The following is a 14830-nucleotide window of genomic DNA, read 5'->3' as shown; positions in this document are numbered from 1 at the left end:
GTTCACACTCGTGGCCAAGAATCTCCAGGAGCTCCTGGACCAGACCAACCCGGTCGAGCTGCTGCGCAACTCGCAGATCGGCTCGTACATCTACCCCGTCGTCCCGGCGGACTTCTCGTCGTGGATCAAGGAGCAGAAGGCGTGGCGCGACACGGCCGTCCTGTACGACCAGTCGCACCACATGGACAACGTCTTCATCAAGGGCTCCGACGCGATCAAGCTCATCTCGGACACGGCGATCAACTCGGTCGCGAACTTCGCGGTGAACAAGGCGAAGCAGTACGTGCCGACGACCGCGTCGGGTCACGTGGTCGGCGACGGCATCCTCTTCCGCGAGGCCGAGGAGGAGTTCGTGTACGTCGGTCGCGCGCCCGCGTCGAACTGGCTGCTCTTCCACGGTGAGACCGGCGGCTACCAGAACCTCGACATCACGGTCGACCGCCGTTCGCCCTCGCGCCCGTACGGCCACGCCGTCTCGCGCCAGTACTACCGCTTCCAGATCCAGGGCCCGAACGCGTGGCAGGTCATCGAGAAGCTCAACGGCGGCCCGCTCGAGAAGATCGGCTTCTTCAACATGTCGACGATGCAGATCGCCGGCAAGCAGGTCCGCACGCTGCGCCACGGCATGGCGGGCGCCCCCGGCCTCGAGATCTGGGGCCCCTACGAGGACCACGACCTCATCCGCGACACGATCGTCGAGGCGGGCGCCGAGTTCGGCCTGCTGCCGGTGGGTTCGCGTGCGTACCCGTCGAACACGCTCGAGTCGGGCTGGATCCCGTCGCCGCTCCCCGCGATCTACACGGGTGAGGAGGAGCGCGCCTACCGTGAGTGGCTCGGCATCGACAGCTACGAGGCGACCGGCACGCTGGCCGGCTCGTTCGTGTCGGACAACATCGAGGACTACTACCTCACGCCGTGGGAGCTGGGCTACGGCTCGTTCATCAAGTTCGACCACGACTTCATCGGCCGCGACGCGCTCGAGAAGATCGACCCCGCGACGCAGCGCAAGAAGGTCACGCTCGCGTGGGACGCCGAGGACATGACGAAGATCTACGGCTCGCTCTTCAACGTGGAGGGCCCGAGCTACAAGTTCTTCGACCTGCCGCTGGCGAACTACGGCTCGGCGAACTACGACTCGGTGGTCGACGCCGACGGCACCGTCGTGGGCTTCTCGATGTTCACCGGCTACAGCTCCAACGAGCGTCGCGCGCTGTCGCTCGCCACGATCGACCCGGATGTCCCGGAGGGCACCGAGCTGCGCGTCCTGTGGGGCGAGGAGCCGAACTCGAAGAAGGCCACGGTCGAGCCGCACGTGCAGCTGCCCGTCCGCGCGGTCGTCAGCCCCGTTCCGTACTCGACGGTCGCCCGCCAGTCGTACCACGGCGGATGGCGCACCGGATACGAGAACGTCAAGACGGACTGACATGAGAGACCCGAGGGGGTCCGTCCGCACCGGGCGGGCCCCCTCGCACCACATCCGGCCGCCCCAGAGGAGAACCATGAGTCTGCGCTTCGCCCTTCTCGCCATCCTCCGCGTGGGGCCGCTGTCGGGTTACGACCTGCAGAAGCAGTTCCACCAGTCGGTCGGGCATGTGTGGCACGCGCCCGACTCGCAGATCTATCCCGAGCTGCGCAAGATGGAGGCCGACGGCCTCATCGAGGGCGAAGAGCAGACGCGCGGCGAGCGCGGCACGCGACGCGTCTACCACGTGACGGATGCCGGCGAGCGCGCGTTCCTCGAATGGATGGAGTCCCCGCTGGACTACCAGCGGGTCCGCGACCCCGCCCATCTGCGGGCCGCCTACCTCGAGTCGGCCACCGCGAAGGCTGCGCGAGAGTTCCTCGAGCGCCACATCGCGCACTGGGAGAGCGAGCTCGAGCAGTTCGAGGGCGAGCTCACGCACATCGCGAACCTGAGCAACCCGATGCTCACGCGGCGCCTCGCGGTGACCCGCGACGAGGACCGCGAGCGCACGATCGAATTCAAGCGCTTCGCGTACGAGGGTCTGGCCGAACGTGCCCGCGTCGAGATCGAGTGGGCGAAGCGCGGCCTGGGGCTTCTCGAGCGCCTCTATTGAGGCATCCGCGACAGACGGAGAGGGAGGGGATGACCGAGGTCATCCCCTCCCTCTTTCATGGGCTCACGGAGCCCCGGCGCTCACCGGCGCCCCGCCACCTTGTGCGTCGGGTCGGATACGACCGCGACGGGAACGAACCCGTCCGCCGTCGCATCCACTCGCACGGTGATGACGGAGCCTGCCAGTGACGCATCCGGCGTGAACGTCGTCGACGTCGCACCGGCGATCGGCTGCCCGTCGGCGATCCACTGGAACGCGAGGACCGCTCCGGGCGTCGAGGACGAGGCCTGGGCCCGCAGCTCGACGCCGACCTTGGCGTTGCCGAGGATCTTCGGCCCCGACACCGCCACCCGCTCGGTCTCGCCGAACTCGAGCCACGTGCCCTCGAGCTCCGTGTAGCCCTGACTCGGCTTCGACCAGTCGCACACACCCTCGGGGAACGCCGCGAGCAGACGCTGCCACTGGGCATCCGTCATCTCGGGGTAGTCCGCGCGCACCGGAGCGGTCGTCTCGCACTTCATGACGTCCGCCACAAGCGGCATGCCCGCCTCGGCGCGCGGCTGCGAGTGGTACGGGTACAGCTGGTTGCACGTCGTCGTCGGGTCGTCGTAGTCGAGCGGCTCGGCGATGAACGAACCGGATGCGTCGAAGCACCCGTCCTGCAGGTCGGCGGGGCGCGCCGCGACCGTACGAGCGCGGTCGGCCACTCCGCCCGCGGCCACGATCGCGTCCAGCCACTCCTCGAGCTTGTCGAGGGCGGCGATGCGCATCGCATTCGTGTTCGCCCCGATGTTCGGACCCGTCCAGTTCACATGCGTGTCGGCGTTGCCGTAGGCCTGCAGCATCCGCTCGCGGATGATCGCGGACCGGTAGCGCTCGTGGAAGTCGCCGGTCGGGTCGGTGTAGGGCCGGATCTCGATCACGGGGATCGACGCGAGGCCGCCCGTCATCATGTTGATCCGCCCGGTCGCGAACGCCCGCTCGATCGCCTCGACGCTGGCCACCGACCGCTCCGCCGTGAGGTTGCCGTCGACGTCCATGCCGCCGATGTTCTCGTTGAGCGACAGGAACTGCTCGACCGTGATCGCCCCGCTCTTCAGCGCGTTCAGGCCGTACTGCACGCCGACGTTGTCGGGCTCGACGCGCAGGCCGCGGCCCTGGTCGTCGGTGCCGTACACGTTCTGGACCATGTCGGCGATCGTGCAGCGCAGGCCGTCGGGGTTGCTCGGCGACCAGCGGTCGGCGACCGGGATCGCCGCCGCGCATCCGCGGTTCGGGTCGTCGACACCGTCGAAGAACGTGAAGCCGACGCACGTGAACGTGGCGGCGTGACCGGTCACGGCGAGCTTCTGCGTGTCGGTCCAGCCGGTGCCCGCAGGCGAGGCCCAGTAGTTCTGCAGACCGCGGCAGTCGTGGCCGCCGATCGTCGTCGAACGCTCGTCGGGGTAGCCGATCTCGCCCAGGACCCCGTCGAGGATGCCCGGGTAGTTGTTCGACAGCAGGAGCTGCTGCATCGTCCCCGCCGAGCCGCCCGAGCCGATCGTGTACGTCACGGGGCCGAGCTGCTCGATCACGTGCTCCTTGACCATCATCGCGGTCTCGGCGCTCGTGACGTCGTTGCAGTTCGTCGCGTAGACGTTGAGCGTCGCCGACGCGACCGCGTAGCCGCGGCTGAGGAGCATGTCGTTCTCGACGCCGCCCGTCGACGTGCCCTGCCAGTAGCCGACGCCGCACGCGCCGCCGAAGGTGTAAGCGAGCTTGCCGTTCCAGCCCGGGAGCTCGGCGAACGGGCTCGGCTCGACGCCGCCCGGCTCGTCGAGGACCGCGAACTCGTACACGGAGCGGTTGATCGTGCCCCGCTCGATGCGCACGACGTACGGCACGGTCTCGCCGTCGACCGTCGTGGTCGCGACGTCCGCCGGAACCGAGCCGTCGGTCGGGTAGTTCGCGAACTGCCCGGTGGTCGTGCGGTAGCGGTAGGTCACCCGCGCCTCGGCGACATGGCAGTCCTCATCGACCGGGCCGAGGTTCCACGGGGAGCCGGAGGCGGTGCAGTACATCGGATGCTGCGGACCCGAGAACACGGGACCCGTGATCGGGTGGTTCTCTACCTCGAGCGTCGCGTCGACCTTGCCGTTGTGCGCGAGCACCTGGATCTCACTCGCGCCGACCGGCAGGCCCTCGACGAGGCCCACGAGGCGACCGTCCTGCTCCTGGAACGCATCGGTCACGTCGACGCCGGCAGCGAGGATCCGGGGATCCTTCTTCGTGCCGGTCACGGCGACGAGCGCGTCGCCGCCGGAAATCGTGTCGGCGCGGCCCGAGAGGACCTCGATCGACACGGACGGCCGCGCGAGCGCGGCCGGTGGCGCTGCGATCAGGCTCAGTGCGAGCCCGGCGATCGCGGCAGCGGACGCGATCGCGCGCCCGCTCCTTCGTGTCTTCATGGAAAGACCTCCGTTCGACGTCGTCGTCATGCGCGGCGACGGTGCCGCGTGGCTCACATGCTAGAAGTGAGCGTGACGGTCGTCAACGAAAGTTCGACTGTTGTGCGAGGCGTCGCTCGGTGACCGATGCGGCGAGCTCGGGACTGATCGCGGCGACGTGCTCGCGCATCCGCGCCTCCGCCCCCGGCGCCAGCTCGTCGTAGCGCTCCGCGAAGAGCCTCCGCGTCGCGGCGCGGGGCCAAGGGGCCGGCAGCAGCTCGGCGGGCAGACCCGCGTCGAGCCCGCGGAACGCCTGCCACGCAAGCATCAGGCGTGAGCGCTCGCACAGCGCGACGGCGGGGTCTGCCGCATCCGCCCCGTTCTTCACGTCCGCTTCGAACTCGGCGTACTGTCGCGCGACCGCGGCGAGGTCCCACGCGCGCTGCGGTCCGTCGAACGAGGTCTCGAGCGTCGCACGCATCGCCGTGACGTCATCCACCCCGAGGGAACGCAGCTGCGCCATCGCCTCATCGGCGGTGTCGGCCGGTGAGATCCACAGGCCGTCGTAGAGCGGTGCGAACCCGAGCCACTTGAGGCGCGACCGCGCACTGTGGCGCACGGCCCGCCGGGACTCGGGGATCGAGAACGCGAGCACGCTCCACAGGCCGTCCCACTGCGGCTCCCGCCGTCCGAACGTGTCGAGCCACTGCGCCTCCTCCTCCACGATGTGCTTCGCGCGCGCCGTGAGGGCGTGGGTCGTGCGTCGCCCGACCCGATCGGCGTCGAGCAGTCCGGTCTGCACCATGCGAGAGAGCGTCGCGCGGGTCGCCGGCTCCTTGACGCCGAGGTCGCCCATCGCGGCGATGATCGCGCCGGATGGGAGCGGCTCCTCGACGCGCCACCAGTAGTCGCCGAAGAGGGTGAGCACCTGGCGCACGGGCGAGCCCCTCCGTGCGCGGCCCGACGCCCGGGTGGTTTCCGCCACGACCATGGCGAACATCCTGGCATCGCCGGGCCGCCTCGCGCTCGAATCGGACCTTTCGTGACGGTCTGGTCAGGGGATTTCCGGTCGCGTGGTCAGTGGGATCGCGGCATCCGCCCTAGGCTGGAAGCGTGCCGGAACTGAGTCGTGACCCCCGCGGGAAGCCGGCGACCGATCGGCTCAACTACACCGCCTACCGTCTCGCGCGCGCCCTCAACCGGGCTGCCGAGAACACGGCTCTCGCGCACGATGTGACCCTCCCCCAGCTGCTCATCCTGCAGGTGCTGGGCGAAGGGCTCCCCCTCTCGAACGCGCAGGTGGCACGCCGCACGTTCGTCAGCTCGCAGGCCGCGCACGTCGTGTCGGCGGAGCTGCTCGAGCGCGGGCTCATCGAACGGGTTCCGCACCCGACGAACCGTCGCGTGCGGCTGGTCGCCCTGAGCGAGCAGGGCTGGCGCGTGCTGCACGAGTGCGAGGCCGAGATGATGGAGCGCGAAGACCGGCTCTCCGAGCTCCTCGGATCCGACCTCGGGTCGTCGCTCGCGCAGGTGCTCGACCGCGCGGCGCAGAAGCTCGCGGGTGGCTACTTCGGCGACAAGGAGGCGGAGGCCGCGGCCGTCGCCGCACGGCGCCGGCGCCCGAGCAAGGGCGGCGGGCTCACTCCCGCGTAGAAGGTTCCGACTCCGTTTCCGGCGGGTCGTCGGCCTCGGGCTCGACCTCGGGCTGGGCGCCGCGCGAACGCGACGGCCGTCGCCCGAGGCGCGCCACCACGAACACCGCGCAAGCGATGGCCGCCGTGCCGCCGATCGCGAGCGCCACACGACCGCTCGACTGGTCGATCACCCACCCCATCAGCAGCGCGCCGAACGGCACCATCCCGTAGTTGCCGAGCGTCACGAGCGACATCGTGCGGCCGATGAGCCGCGGCGGCACGCTCGCCTGCGCGGCGGCGTTGAGGATGCCCTGGTAGTACCCGACCCCGAGCCCGAGGAGAGGTCCGACCAGAAGGAACACCGACAGCGTCGGCGCGGCGGCATTCGCGAGGAGGGACCCCCCGAACAGCGCACACGCCGCCGTGAGCGAACGCACCGAGACGCTCGCACGCCCGGCCGCGACGATCCCGCCGGCGATCGCGCCGATCGCGTTGAGGGCGTGGGCGGCGCCCACCGCGGTCGCGTCGCCGTCGAACGTGAGGGTGACGGTCGAGGTCAGCACGAGTCCCAGGTTCATCGCGAGCAGCGCGACGACGGTGTTCACCACGAAGAGCGTGACGAGCGGCCTGCTGGGGCGCCGCGGCGGCGGGGCATCGGTGCGGGCGCGGCGGACACGCGGATGCAGCCGCGAGGGGCGGATCAGCAGCACCGACACGAACACGATCAGGAACGAGGCCGCGTTGACGAGCATGCACGCCGTCGCACCCAGGCTCTGGAACGCGATGCCGGCCAGCCCGGGACCCACAGATCGCGCGGAGGCGACCGCGATCGTGCTGAGCGATGCGGCGCGGGTGAGCGCGGCGGGGCCGACGATCTCGAAGATGATCGCCTGCGCGGCGACGCGTTCGAAGGTGTTCACGCAGCCGAGGACCGCGACGAGCGCGTAGACGACACCCAGCTGCGGCGTGTCGTCGAGGGTCGCGACGGCGATCCCGCCCACGACGGCCGCCGAGAGGAGGGATGTGACGAGCAGGATCGTGCGCGGCCGGACCCGGTCCGCGATCCGCCCGGCGGGCACGCTCAGCACGAGCAGCGGCAGGAACTGCGCGATCGTCACGCCGCTGAGCGACTGCGCGCTTCCGGTCGCGTCGAGCACGACGAGCGAGAGCGCGATGTTCTGGAACCACGCCCCCGTGTTCGAGAGGGCCTGACCCGTGAAGTACAGCGAGAAGCCGCGGTTGGCGAAGGGCTCGAAGACGCGCGGCCGCGCGGTGATCGTCATCGCCCGTCGGCGCGTGCCGGCACACGGTCGCGCAGGAAACCGGCGATCCTCTCGCGCAGGTCGCCGGTCGCGCGCGGATCGGCGTTGCTGCCCCGGATCTCGAGCACGGGGATACCGCGGCGCTCGAGCTCCGCCGTGATGAGCGCGCTTCCGGGAGTGTCGTCCGCCACGAGGTGCACGACCCCGTCGACGCCGTGCTCCACAGCCTCCTTCGCGTACCACGACGACGACATCGGCGGAACGTAGAGCAGGTCGGTGATGCCGACGAACCGGGCCGCGAGCGTGCGCAGCGGGTCGTCGCCGTAGCGCACGTACCCGTCGGCCGCGATCGCGAGGTACATCGACCACACGAACACCGCACCGAACTCCTCCTGGAAGGCGCGGTACAGCTCGAGGTCGCCCCACACACCGCGTCCGATCCACATGAGTCGCCGCCGCTCGTCGGGACAGACCGCCGCACGTGCTTCGATCCGCGCGGCCACCTCGTCGTGCAGGCCGCGCGCGGCATCGACCGCCCACTGCGTGCCGCGATGCCACTGCGGCACCATGACGGCCGGGATGATGTCGGTCACCTCGACCGGAAGCGGACGAGCCGTGGCGAGCAGATCGCGCGTCCGGCGGTTCCATTCCGCCTGCTCGTTCGCGAGCGCCATGATCCGGGCCAGCTCCGCACGGTCGAGCTCGCTTCCGGTGCGCTCCTCGAGCCACGCGACGAGCTCCGCGATCTCGTCGCGCAGGAAGTCGATCCGCTCCGCGCCGAACACCTCCTCCCACCGGGTCGGCACGAGGTCCCACCACCCCTCGGGCGCCGGGACGGCCGCCGTGCGCGACAGCAGGAACGTCTCCGTCCCCTCGCGGCGGCCCCACCGTTCGAAGATCTTGTGGGTCACGTCGCCGCTGCGCTCCGCGATCGCGAACCGGGGCGCGGGCAGGCCGCCCCACGGCGCGCGCTCCGCCGGAAGCTCGAGGGCGCCGAGCGGCAGCACGTCGTACTGACGGCTGTCGTCGGGCAGGCCCGTCGCCGCGACGGCCGCGAGGCTCGCGTCGGCGGCACCCTTCGCGGCGATGATCGACGACCACCACTGGTTGACGACGTACGGGAGGCCGATCGCCCGCATGATCTCGTGCGGCGCGTCGGCGTTCGCCAGCACGTACGGCTCGCCGGCCCGCGCCCGCTCGGCGATCCCGTGGAACCACTCCTTCTGGTGGCGGGTCGCCCGCGTCGCACTCGCGAGCCGCTCGCGCACGGCCGCCGGTTTCGTCATGCGGCCACCGCCTCTCGCAGCTCCTCGGCGAGCTCGGCGGCCGCGTCGACCGCGTCGCCGCCCCTCACGCGGGATCGGACGACGAGACGGATGCCGCGTGCCGCCAGCCCCTCGGACTGGTCGGCGAGATCCCACAGGGGCGCCTCGTCGAGGTCGCGGATGAGGGCGGCCACGGCATCCGCCCCGTCTTCCTGGCTCGTGGCGACGGTCAGCGCCGCGCGGGCAGCCGCGAACTCGGTCGATGAAGCGCCTGTGCGGGCGAAGTGCGCGTCGAGGAGTCCGTCGATCACCGTGTCGAGGTCGCCCGAATCCACCGCGACGCCGAGCCATGCCCCGTCGCCCGTGTCGTGGTCTTCACCCGTGACGACGCAGCCGCGCGCCTCGAGCGCGCGGTAGATCGAGGCATCCGGGTGGTTCGATCCGGTCATGTGCACGCGCACGGCATCCTCCGCTGTCGTCGATCGCGCGGCGTCGACGACCGCGAGCGCGGCAGCGGGATCGAGGCGCGACGCCGCGAGGTATGCGGCCAGCGCGTCGGCGCCCGTGCACCGGGGCGGATCCGCGCGGCGGCGCGCGCGCAGCGCGTCCAGGGCCTGCCCCAGCCGCTGCTCGGCGGCGGCGGCCTCCCGCAGCGCGTCGGTCCCGGGCCGCCTGCCCGTCACCCCCGCGCAGAAGTCCACGAGGCTCTCGAGCTGGAACCGGCCGAACCGGCGCGCGGGGACCGAGTCCTCGCGCGGAAGGTCGAGCAGGTGCACAGGCAGGCTCGCGCCGGTCGCCCGCAGTGCGTAGAAGAGCCGCACGTGCGCCTGCGAGTCGCCGCACACGACGACCCCGGCGAAGCCGTGCGCGTCGCGACGCAGCTCGGCGAGGATGTGGGAGGCCGCAGCATCCGTCGCGCCCAGAAGCTCCTGGGCCTCAGCGTCCGGGGCGTCCCATGCCCCGGTCAACCGGTGCGGGCGCGCTCCCGCGGCGAGCACGAGCTGGCGCGGCACGTCGTTCCCGACGACCGCGATGAGGGGGATGACGGCGGTCACAGCGCTCCGGCGTTCCGAAGGGTCGAAACGCGCTCGTCGTCGTAGCCGAGCAGGTCGTGGAGCACTTGTTCGGTGTGCTCGCCGAGCGCGGGGGCGGGCTTCGACAGGTCGGCGCTGCTGCGCGAGAACACGACCGGCAGGCCGCTGCCGTAGAGCCCGTCGAGGTGGCCGAAACGCGGATGCACGAGCGGAACGACCTCGCCGCGGCTCGTCACGACGTCGTCGCGCACGGCCGTCGCGGTGTCGCGCACGGGCGCCGCCGGGACGCCGTGATGCTCGAAGGCCGACAGCACCTCGGCCGACGACCGCGTGCGCGCCCACTCCGCGATGAGCGCGTGCAGCTCGTCGGCGTGCGCGACGCGGGCGTCGCGGCTGGCGAACCGGGGGTCCTCGATGAGGTCGGAACGGCCCATCGCGGCGAGAGTGCCCTCCGCGAACGAGTCGGTCGGCGCGCAGATCGCGAACCAGCCGTCCGCAGTCTGGAACGTGCCGAACGGCGCGAGGCGGGGGACGACGCTCCCCGTCCGCAGCGGGAAGCCCACGGACTCGAGCGCGTCGAAGGGCTCGCACGCGACGAGCGAGGTGAGAGAGCCGAGCATCGAGACGTCGACGTGCTGGCCCTCGCCCGTGGCATCCGCGTGCATGACCGCCCCGAGCGTGCCGATCACCGCGAACAGCGGGGCGACCAGGTCGCCGATCGGAAGACCGAACCGCACCGGAGCGTCGCCCGGCTCGCCCGCCGTCATCATCACGCCGCTGAGCGCCTGGATGATCGTGTCCATCGCCTTGCCGTCGCCGGGCACGCCCTGCGCGCCGAATCCGCTGATCGACGTGTAGACGATGCGCGGGTTGACCTGCTGCACCGCCGCGAAGTCGATGCCGAGGCGCCGCGTCACACCCGCGCTGTAGTTCTCGACGATGATGTCGGCGTGCCGCGCGAGGTCGAAGAACACCTCACGGCTCTCCGCCTTCTTCAGGTTGAGGGTGATGCTCTCCTTGCCGCGGCCGCGGGCCATCATCGAGACCGACATGTCGTCGGGACCCGTCCGCCGCAGCTGGAGTCCCTCCGCCGTCACGTAGGGGGAGTTGTTGCGCGACGAGTCGCCGCCGCGCTCGGGGTTCTCGATCTTGATGACGCGCGCGCCGAGGCTCGCGAGCAGAAGCGTCGCATACGGACCGGCGAGCGCGGTCGTGAGGTCCAGCACGGTCTTGCCGTGGAGCGGTCCGGGCGTCGGCGAGGATGTCGGGGTCATGTCAGCTCCAGCTCGCGGACGACGAGCCGATCGCCGTCCCAAGCGAGGTCGGTGGCGAAACCGGCTTCGGTCGTGATTGTTCGGAGGTAGTCGGCGACGCCGTCACCACGCTGCCCGCGCGATACGGGAACGGGTCGCGCATCGTCGTCGATCCAGCACGGGATGAGCGCCGCCTCGACCCCGCCGTCGGAGAACTCGAGCACCGCGATCGCGGTGTTGCGGCTCTCGGGATGGAACGGGTAGTCCGGCATCGCCGGATCGGGATCGAAGCCGAACACACGGCGACGTTCGCGCGCCCACGCACGACGCTCGGGCGAGTCCTCGTCATGGCCGGCCAGCGCACGGGTGACCGTCGCGAAGTTGCCGAGGCCGTGGAAGATCGGATGCCCTCGGTACAGCTCCACGCCCTTGAAGATGTGCGCGTGGTGCGCGATCACGGCGTGCGCGCCCGCGTCGATGACGGCGTGCGCCACCTCGCGCTCGTACGCGGCGATCTCGATCGGAACGTGCACGAGCCCCTTGTGGAGCGCCACGATGACGAGGTCCGCCTCGGATGCGGCGCGCCCGACGGCATCGCACACGCGACGCAGGCTCGCAGGCTCCGCGAACGTGTGGATACGCGGCGGCCCGCCGGGGTTCGCGCCCCGCGGCTCGTAGTGCGTCACGACGTCGACGTACGCGGCGCCCGGCTTGAGCGAGGTCGCCCACGACTCGCGGGGCCCGACGCAGTTGACACTCAGCACCGCGACGGAGCGCCCGTCGACGTGCGCGATCGCCGGCGCGAGCGCGTCATCGAGCGTCTCGCCTGTGCCGGCTGTGCGCATCCCGCGCCGCTCGCAGTGCTCGCGGGTCGCGCGGATGCCCTCCGGACCGAAGTCGTACACGTGGTTGCCCGCGAGCGTCAGGATGTCGAACCCGGCCCCGGCCAGCGCGTCGAGCGCGGACGGAGGGCCGGGAATCGCCGGCACATCGGTGGACTGCACGACGCCGCCCTCGAGATGCGGGATCTCGAGGTGGCCGATCACGAGATCGGCGCCGCGCAGAACCGCCCGCGCGGGCTCGAGCAGTGCGTGCGAGTCCTCCCGTTCGAGCACGAGGTCGCCGACGGCATGGACGGTGATCATGCATCGACCCCGCTTGCGGCACGCTTCTCCACCAGCGCGCCGGCGCCGTCCTGGTGCTCGGCGGTGGTCCGCGTGAGGAATGCGCGCAGGCGGCTCGACCTCGGGTCGGCGAAGAAGTCCTTGGACGGACGATCCTCGATGACCTTGCCCTCGGCCATGAACACGCAGCGGTCGGCGACGTTCCGGGCGAACTCGAGTTCGTGCGTGACCACGACCATCGTCATTCCGGACTCCGCGAGTCCCTTCATGACCTGGAGCACCTCGTCGACCAGCTCGGGGTCGAGCGAGCTCGTGGGCTCGTCGAAGAGCACGATCCGTGGCCGGGCCGCCACGGCGCGCGCGATCGCCACGCGCTGCTGCTGCCCCCCGGAGAGCTGACGCGGATGCGCGTCCGCTTTGTCGGCGAGACCGACGCGCGTCAGCAGCTCCATCGCGCGCTCGCGCGCCTCGGCGGGTGCCATGCCGTGGACCTTGATCGGCGCCTCGGTGATGTTGCGCAGAACGGTCCAGTGCGGGAACAGGTTGAACTGCTGGAACACCATTCCCATACGGCGACGCTGGCGCTGCACCTCGCTGTCGCGCAGCGGACGGATCGAGCCGTTGTGCACCTCGTAGCCGAGCAGCTCGCCGTCGAGGTACATCGCGCCGCCCTGGATCGTCTCGAGCTGGTCGATGCATCGCACGAGCGTCGACTTGCCGGAGCCGGAGGGGCCGAGCACGGCCACGACTTCCTGGGCGTGCACCTCGAAGTCGACGCCGTCGAGGGCGACCTGGTCGCCGTAGGTCTTGCGCAGTCCGACGACCTGCAGCACCGGCGTCGTGTCGATGGGCGCGCTCATGCCGGGACCTCCGTCCGTGCCGCGACGCGACGGACGACCGCGTCGCGCGTCATTCCCTTGCTGAAGTGCCGCTCGACGCGGCGCTGCACGAGGGTGAGCGCCGTCACGACGACGAGGTACCAGATCACGGCCACGATGAGCATCGGAACGACCTCGTACGTGCGGTTGTAGATCACCTGCACCGAGTGGAGCAGGTCGCCCATCGCGATGACGCTCACGAGCGAGGTTCCCTTCAGGAGTGCGATGACCTGGGAGCCCGTCGGCGGGATGATCACGCGCATCGCCTGCGGCAGGACCACGCGCGTGAACGAATGCCACCGGCTGAAGCCCATGGCCGCCGCCGCGTCGCGCTGGCCCTGATCGACGGACAGGATGCCCGCGCGGACGATCTCGGCCATGTACGCGGCCTCGTGCAGCGAGAGGCCGATGATGGCCGCCGTGAGCGGGGTGATCAAGTCGTTCGTCGACCAGCTGAACAGCTCCGGACCGAACGGCACCCCGACCGTGATGCGCGGCAGCAGGTACGCGAGGTTGTACCAGAAGATCAGCTGCACGAGCGGCGGGACGCCGCGGAACACCCCGACGAACACGATGCACGCCCAGCGCAGCGGAGCGAAGTCGCTCAGTTGCCCCGCGGCGAGCGCGGTGCCCAGGATCGAACCCAGCACCATGCCGATCACGGTGAGCATGATCGACATGCCCAGGCCCATGAGCACGCTCGGGTTGAAGAGGTATTCCGCGACGACCGGCCAGTCGAACCGCTCGTTCGTTGCGAAGAAGACGACGATCTGAACCGTCACCAGCGCGAGCAGCACACCTGTCACCACGCGCCAGGGGTGGATCCGCCGGCGCGCGTCGGCGACGTCGATCGATCGATCGGCGTGCGGGTTGCGTACGGGCTGGGTGGTCAGGTCGGTCATCGTGGGCTCACTTGGAGGTGTCGGGGTTCAGAGCGGGAGCGTCGACGGCGGCGTTCTCGATGCCCCACTCCGACATGATCCGGTCGTATTCGCCGTTCTCGAAGATCGCCTCGAAGGCCGCGAGCATCGGCTCTGCGAGACCGTTGCCCTTCGGCATGAAGATCGCGAGCTGGTCGATGCCGGCGCCCTGCTCGTCCGACTGGGTGAGGTAGCCGTACCGTCCCGGGTCGCTCGCCTGCAGGTCGATCGCGGCCGACTGGGTCGTGCCGGCGAAATCGGCGCGGTCTGAGTTGACGGCGAGGAAGGTCGCGTTGCTGTCCTCGAGGCCGATGAACTCCGCGGGCTCGAGGCCCTCCGCCTCGCACCACTCGTTGTAGCGCGCGAGCTGGCTCTCGGTGACCGAGCCTGTGACGCCCGCCACGCGCGCACCGCACACGGCCTCGGGGTCGTCGAGCTCGTCGGCGCGCTCTTCGAGGAACACGTACGACGTGCGCGTGGTCATCCACACGACGGCGTCGAAGTCCTCCAGGCGCTCGGGGGTCACGCGCACGGGCCCGTTGAACGCGTCGAAGCGGCCGGACAGCATGCCGGTGAGCATCGCGTCGAGGCCCGACGCGGTGATGATCTCGAAGGGCACGCCGAGCTGCTCCGACAGCGCCTCCTGCAGGTCGGGGTCGATGCCGGTGATCTCACCGCCCTCTTCGATCGTGCGGTAGGGCGGGTGGGTGTCGCCGGCGATCTTGATGACGCCGGCCTCCTTGATGGCGTCGGGAAGCTGGTCGTAGAGGGGGGCGTCGGTCGCCGCATCCGTCTCTTCGGGCTCTGCTCCCGGCGCGGCCGACGAGCAGCCGGCGAGCAGGCCGAGAGCGAGGACAGCGGCGAGGGGGGTGGCGCTGGTTCGGATACGCATGAGAACTCCACATCTTCGTGCAGATCAGGCGGTGTCGGTCGAGCACCGCAATAACATCATAAAA

13 protein-coding genes are annotated in these 14830 nt (G+C 70.6%); 3 read left to right on the top strand and 10 right to left on the bottom strand.

Translation table 11 applies throughout. The annotated features are described in order from the left end of the window. The first annotated feature begins 10 nt into the window (after positions 1 to 10). Both ligM and VNR19_RS14100 read left to right on the top strand, forming a co-directional pair. On the top strand, positions 11 to 1423 hold the full coding sequence (gene ligM / locus VNR19_RS14105; protein WP_325727801.1) for a vanillate/3-O-methylgallate O-demethylase: 1413 nt from the start codon (positions 11 to 13) through the stop codon (positions 1421 to 1423). Positions 1424 to 1499: 76 nt separating this feature from the next. Continuing rightward, positions 1500 to 2078, top strand: a complete 579-nt coding sequence (locus VNR19_RS14100) for a PadR family transcriptional regulator (protein ID WP_325727799.1) — start codon at positions 1500 to 1502, stop codon at positions 2076 to 2078. Between the two features lie 80 nt (positions 2079 to 2158). On the opposite strand, the gene VNR19_RS14095 is transcribed toward VNR19_RS14100, so the two are convergent. Both VNR19_RS14095 and VNR19_RS14090 read right to left on the bottom strand, forming a co-directional pair. Then, complete coding sequence (locus VNR19_RS14095) at positions 2159 to 4525, bottom strand: DUF6351 family protein (RefSeq protein WP_325727797.1); 2367 nt, start codon at positions 4523 to 4525, stop codon at positions 2159 to 2161. An 82-nt stretch (positions 4526 to 4607) separates the two neighbouring features. Next, positions 4608 to 5495 carry a PaaX family transcriptional regulator gene (locus VNR19_RS14090; protein ID WP_325727795.1) on the bottom strand — a complete coding sequence of 296 codons (888 nt, stop codon included), beginning with the start codon at positions 5493 to 5495 and terminating at the stop codon, positions 4608 to 4610. 122 nt (positions 5496 to 5617) lie between these two features. On the opposite strand from VNR19_RS14090, the gene VNR19_RS14085 reads away from it, so the two are divergent. Beyond that, entirely contained in the window at positions 5618 to 6157 is a 540-nt protein-coding gene (locus VNR19_RS14085; RefSeq protein ID WP_325727793.1) for a MarR family winged helix-turn-helix transcriptional regulator, read from the top strand. Here VNR19_RS14085 and VNR19_RS14080 read toward each other — a convergent pair. The 8 genes from VNR19_RS14080 to VNR19_RS14045 are packed head-to-tail and all read right to left on the bottom strand — an operon-like array spanning position 6144 to position 14766. Further along, the gene (locus tag VNR19_RS14080; RefSeq protein ID WP_325727791.1) at positions 6144 to 7421 is read right to left on the bottom strand and encodes an MFS transporter; all 1278 of its coding nucleotides are present in this window, start codon (positions 7419 to 7421) and stop codon (positions 6144 to 6146) included. The two genes, VNR19_RS14085 and VNR19_RS14080, sit on opposite strands and share 14 nt — an antisense overlap. Next, a complete protein-coding gene (locus VNR19_RS14075) occupies positions 7418 to 8686 on the bottom strand; it encodes a 2-hydroxyacyl-CoA dehydratase family protein (protein ID WP_325727789.1) in 1269 nt (422 codons plus the stop codon). The genes VNR19_RS14080 and VNR19_RS14075 overlap by 4 nt, the downstream gene beginning before the upstream one ends. Then, positions 8683 to 9720, bottom strand: coding sequence for a 2-hydroxyacyl-CoA dehydratase family protein (locus tag VNR19_RS14070; protein ID WP_325727787.1), 1038 nt, complete (start codon positions 9718 to 9720; stop codon positions 8683 to 8685). The genes VNR19_RS14075 and VNR19_RS14070 overlap by 4 nt, the downstream gene beginning before the upstream one ends. After that, a complete protein-coding gene (locus VNR19_RS14065; RefSeq protein ID WP_325727785.1) occupies positions 9717 to 10973 on the bottom strand; it encodes a CaiB/BaiF CoA transferase family protein in 1257 nt (418 codons plus the stop codon). Before VNR19_RS14065 ends, VNR19_RS14070 begins: the two co-directional genes overlap by 4 nt. Next, positions 10970 to 12097 carry a CapA family protein gene (locus tag VNR19_RS14060; RefSeq protein WP_325727783.1) on the bottom strand — a complete coding sequence of 376 codons (1128 nt, stop codon included), beginning with the start codon at positions 12095 to 12097 and terminating at the stop codon, positions 10970 to 10972. The genes VNR19_RS14065 and VNR19_RS14060 overlap by 4 nt, the downstream gene beginning before the upstream one ends. Further along, positions 12094 to 12936 carry an amino acid ABC transporter ATP-binding protein gene (locus VNR19_RS14055; protein ID WP_325727781.1) on the bottom strand — a complete coding sequence of 281 codons (843 nt, stop codon included), beginning with the start codon at positions 12934 to 12936 and terminating at the stop codon, positions 12094 to 12096. The genes VNR19_RS14060 and VNR19_RS14055 overlap by 4 nt, the downstream gene beginning before the upstream one ends. After that, the gene (locus tag VNR19_RS14050; RefSeq protein WP_325727780.1) at positions 12933 to 13856 is read right to left on the bottom strand and encodes an amino acid ABC transporter permease; all 924 of its coding nucleotides are present in this window, start codon (positions 13854 to 13856) and stop codon (positions 12933 to 12935) included. The genes VNR19_RS14055 and VNR19_RS14050 overlap by 4 nt, the downstream gene beginning before the upstream one ends. A 7-nt stretch (positions 13857 to 13863) precedes the next feature. After that, entirely contained in the window at positions 13864 to 14766 is a 903-nt protein-coding gene (locus tag VNR19_RS14045) for a transporter substrate-binding domain-containing protein (protein WP_325727778.1), read from the bottom strand. Positions 14767 to 14830: the final 64 nt, after the last annotated feature.

Origin of the sequence: Microbacterium sp. (assembly GCF_035556355.1) — a bacterium.
Lineage (GTDB): Bacteria > Actinomycetota > Actinomycetes > Actinomycetales > Microbacteriaceae > Microbacterium.
This window is presented reverse-complemented; position numbering and strand designations above follow the sequence as displayed.

Coding starts and splice junctions, on each gene's coding strand:
- VNR19_RS14065 (WP_325727785.1), bottom strand. CDS start 10,973: ATGACCCCGACATCCTCGCCGACGCCCGGACCGCTCCACGGCAAGACC.
- VNR19_RS14050 (WP_325727780.1), bottom strand. CDS start 13,856: ATGACCGACCTGACCACCCAGCCCGTACGCAACCCGCACGCCGATCGA.
- VNR19_RS14100 (WP_325727799.1), top strand. CDS start 1,500: ATGAGTCTGCGCTTCGCCCTTCTCGCCATCCTCCGCGTGGGGCCGCTG.
- VNR19_RS14095 (WP_325727797.1), bottom strand. CDS start 4,525: ATGAAGACACGAAGGAGCGGGCGCGCGATCGCGTCCGCTGCCGCGATC.
- VNR19_RS14090 (WP_325727795.1), bottom strand. CDS start 5,495: ATGGTCGTGGCGGAAACCACCCGGGCGTCGGGCCGCGCACGGAGGGGC.
- VNR19_RS14045 (WP_325727778.1), bottom strand. CDS start 14,766: ATGCGTATCCGAACCAGCGCCACCCCCCTCGCCGCTGTCCTCGCTCTC.
- VNR19_RS14080 (WP_325727791.1), bottom strand. CDS start 7,421: ATGACGATCACCGCGCGGCCGCGCGTCTTCGAGCCCTTCGCCAACCGC.
- VNR19_RS14055 (WP_325727781.1), bottom strand. CDS start 12,936: ATGAGCGCGCCCATCGACACGACGCCGGTGCTGCAGGTCGTCGGACTG.
- VNR19_RS14075 (WP_325727789.1), bottom strand. CDS start 8,686: ATGACGAAACCGGCGGCCGTGCGCGAGCGGCTCGCGAGTGCGACGCGG.
- VNR19_RS14060 (WP_325727783.1), bottom strand. CDS start 12,097: ATGATCACCGTCCATGCCGTCGGCGACCTCGTGCTCGAACGGGAGGAC.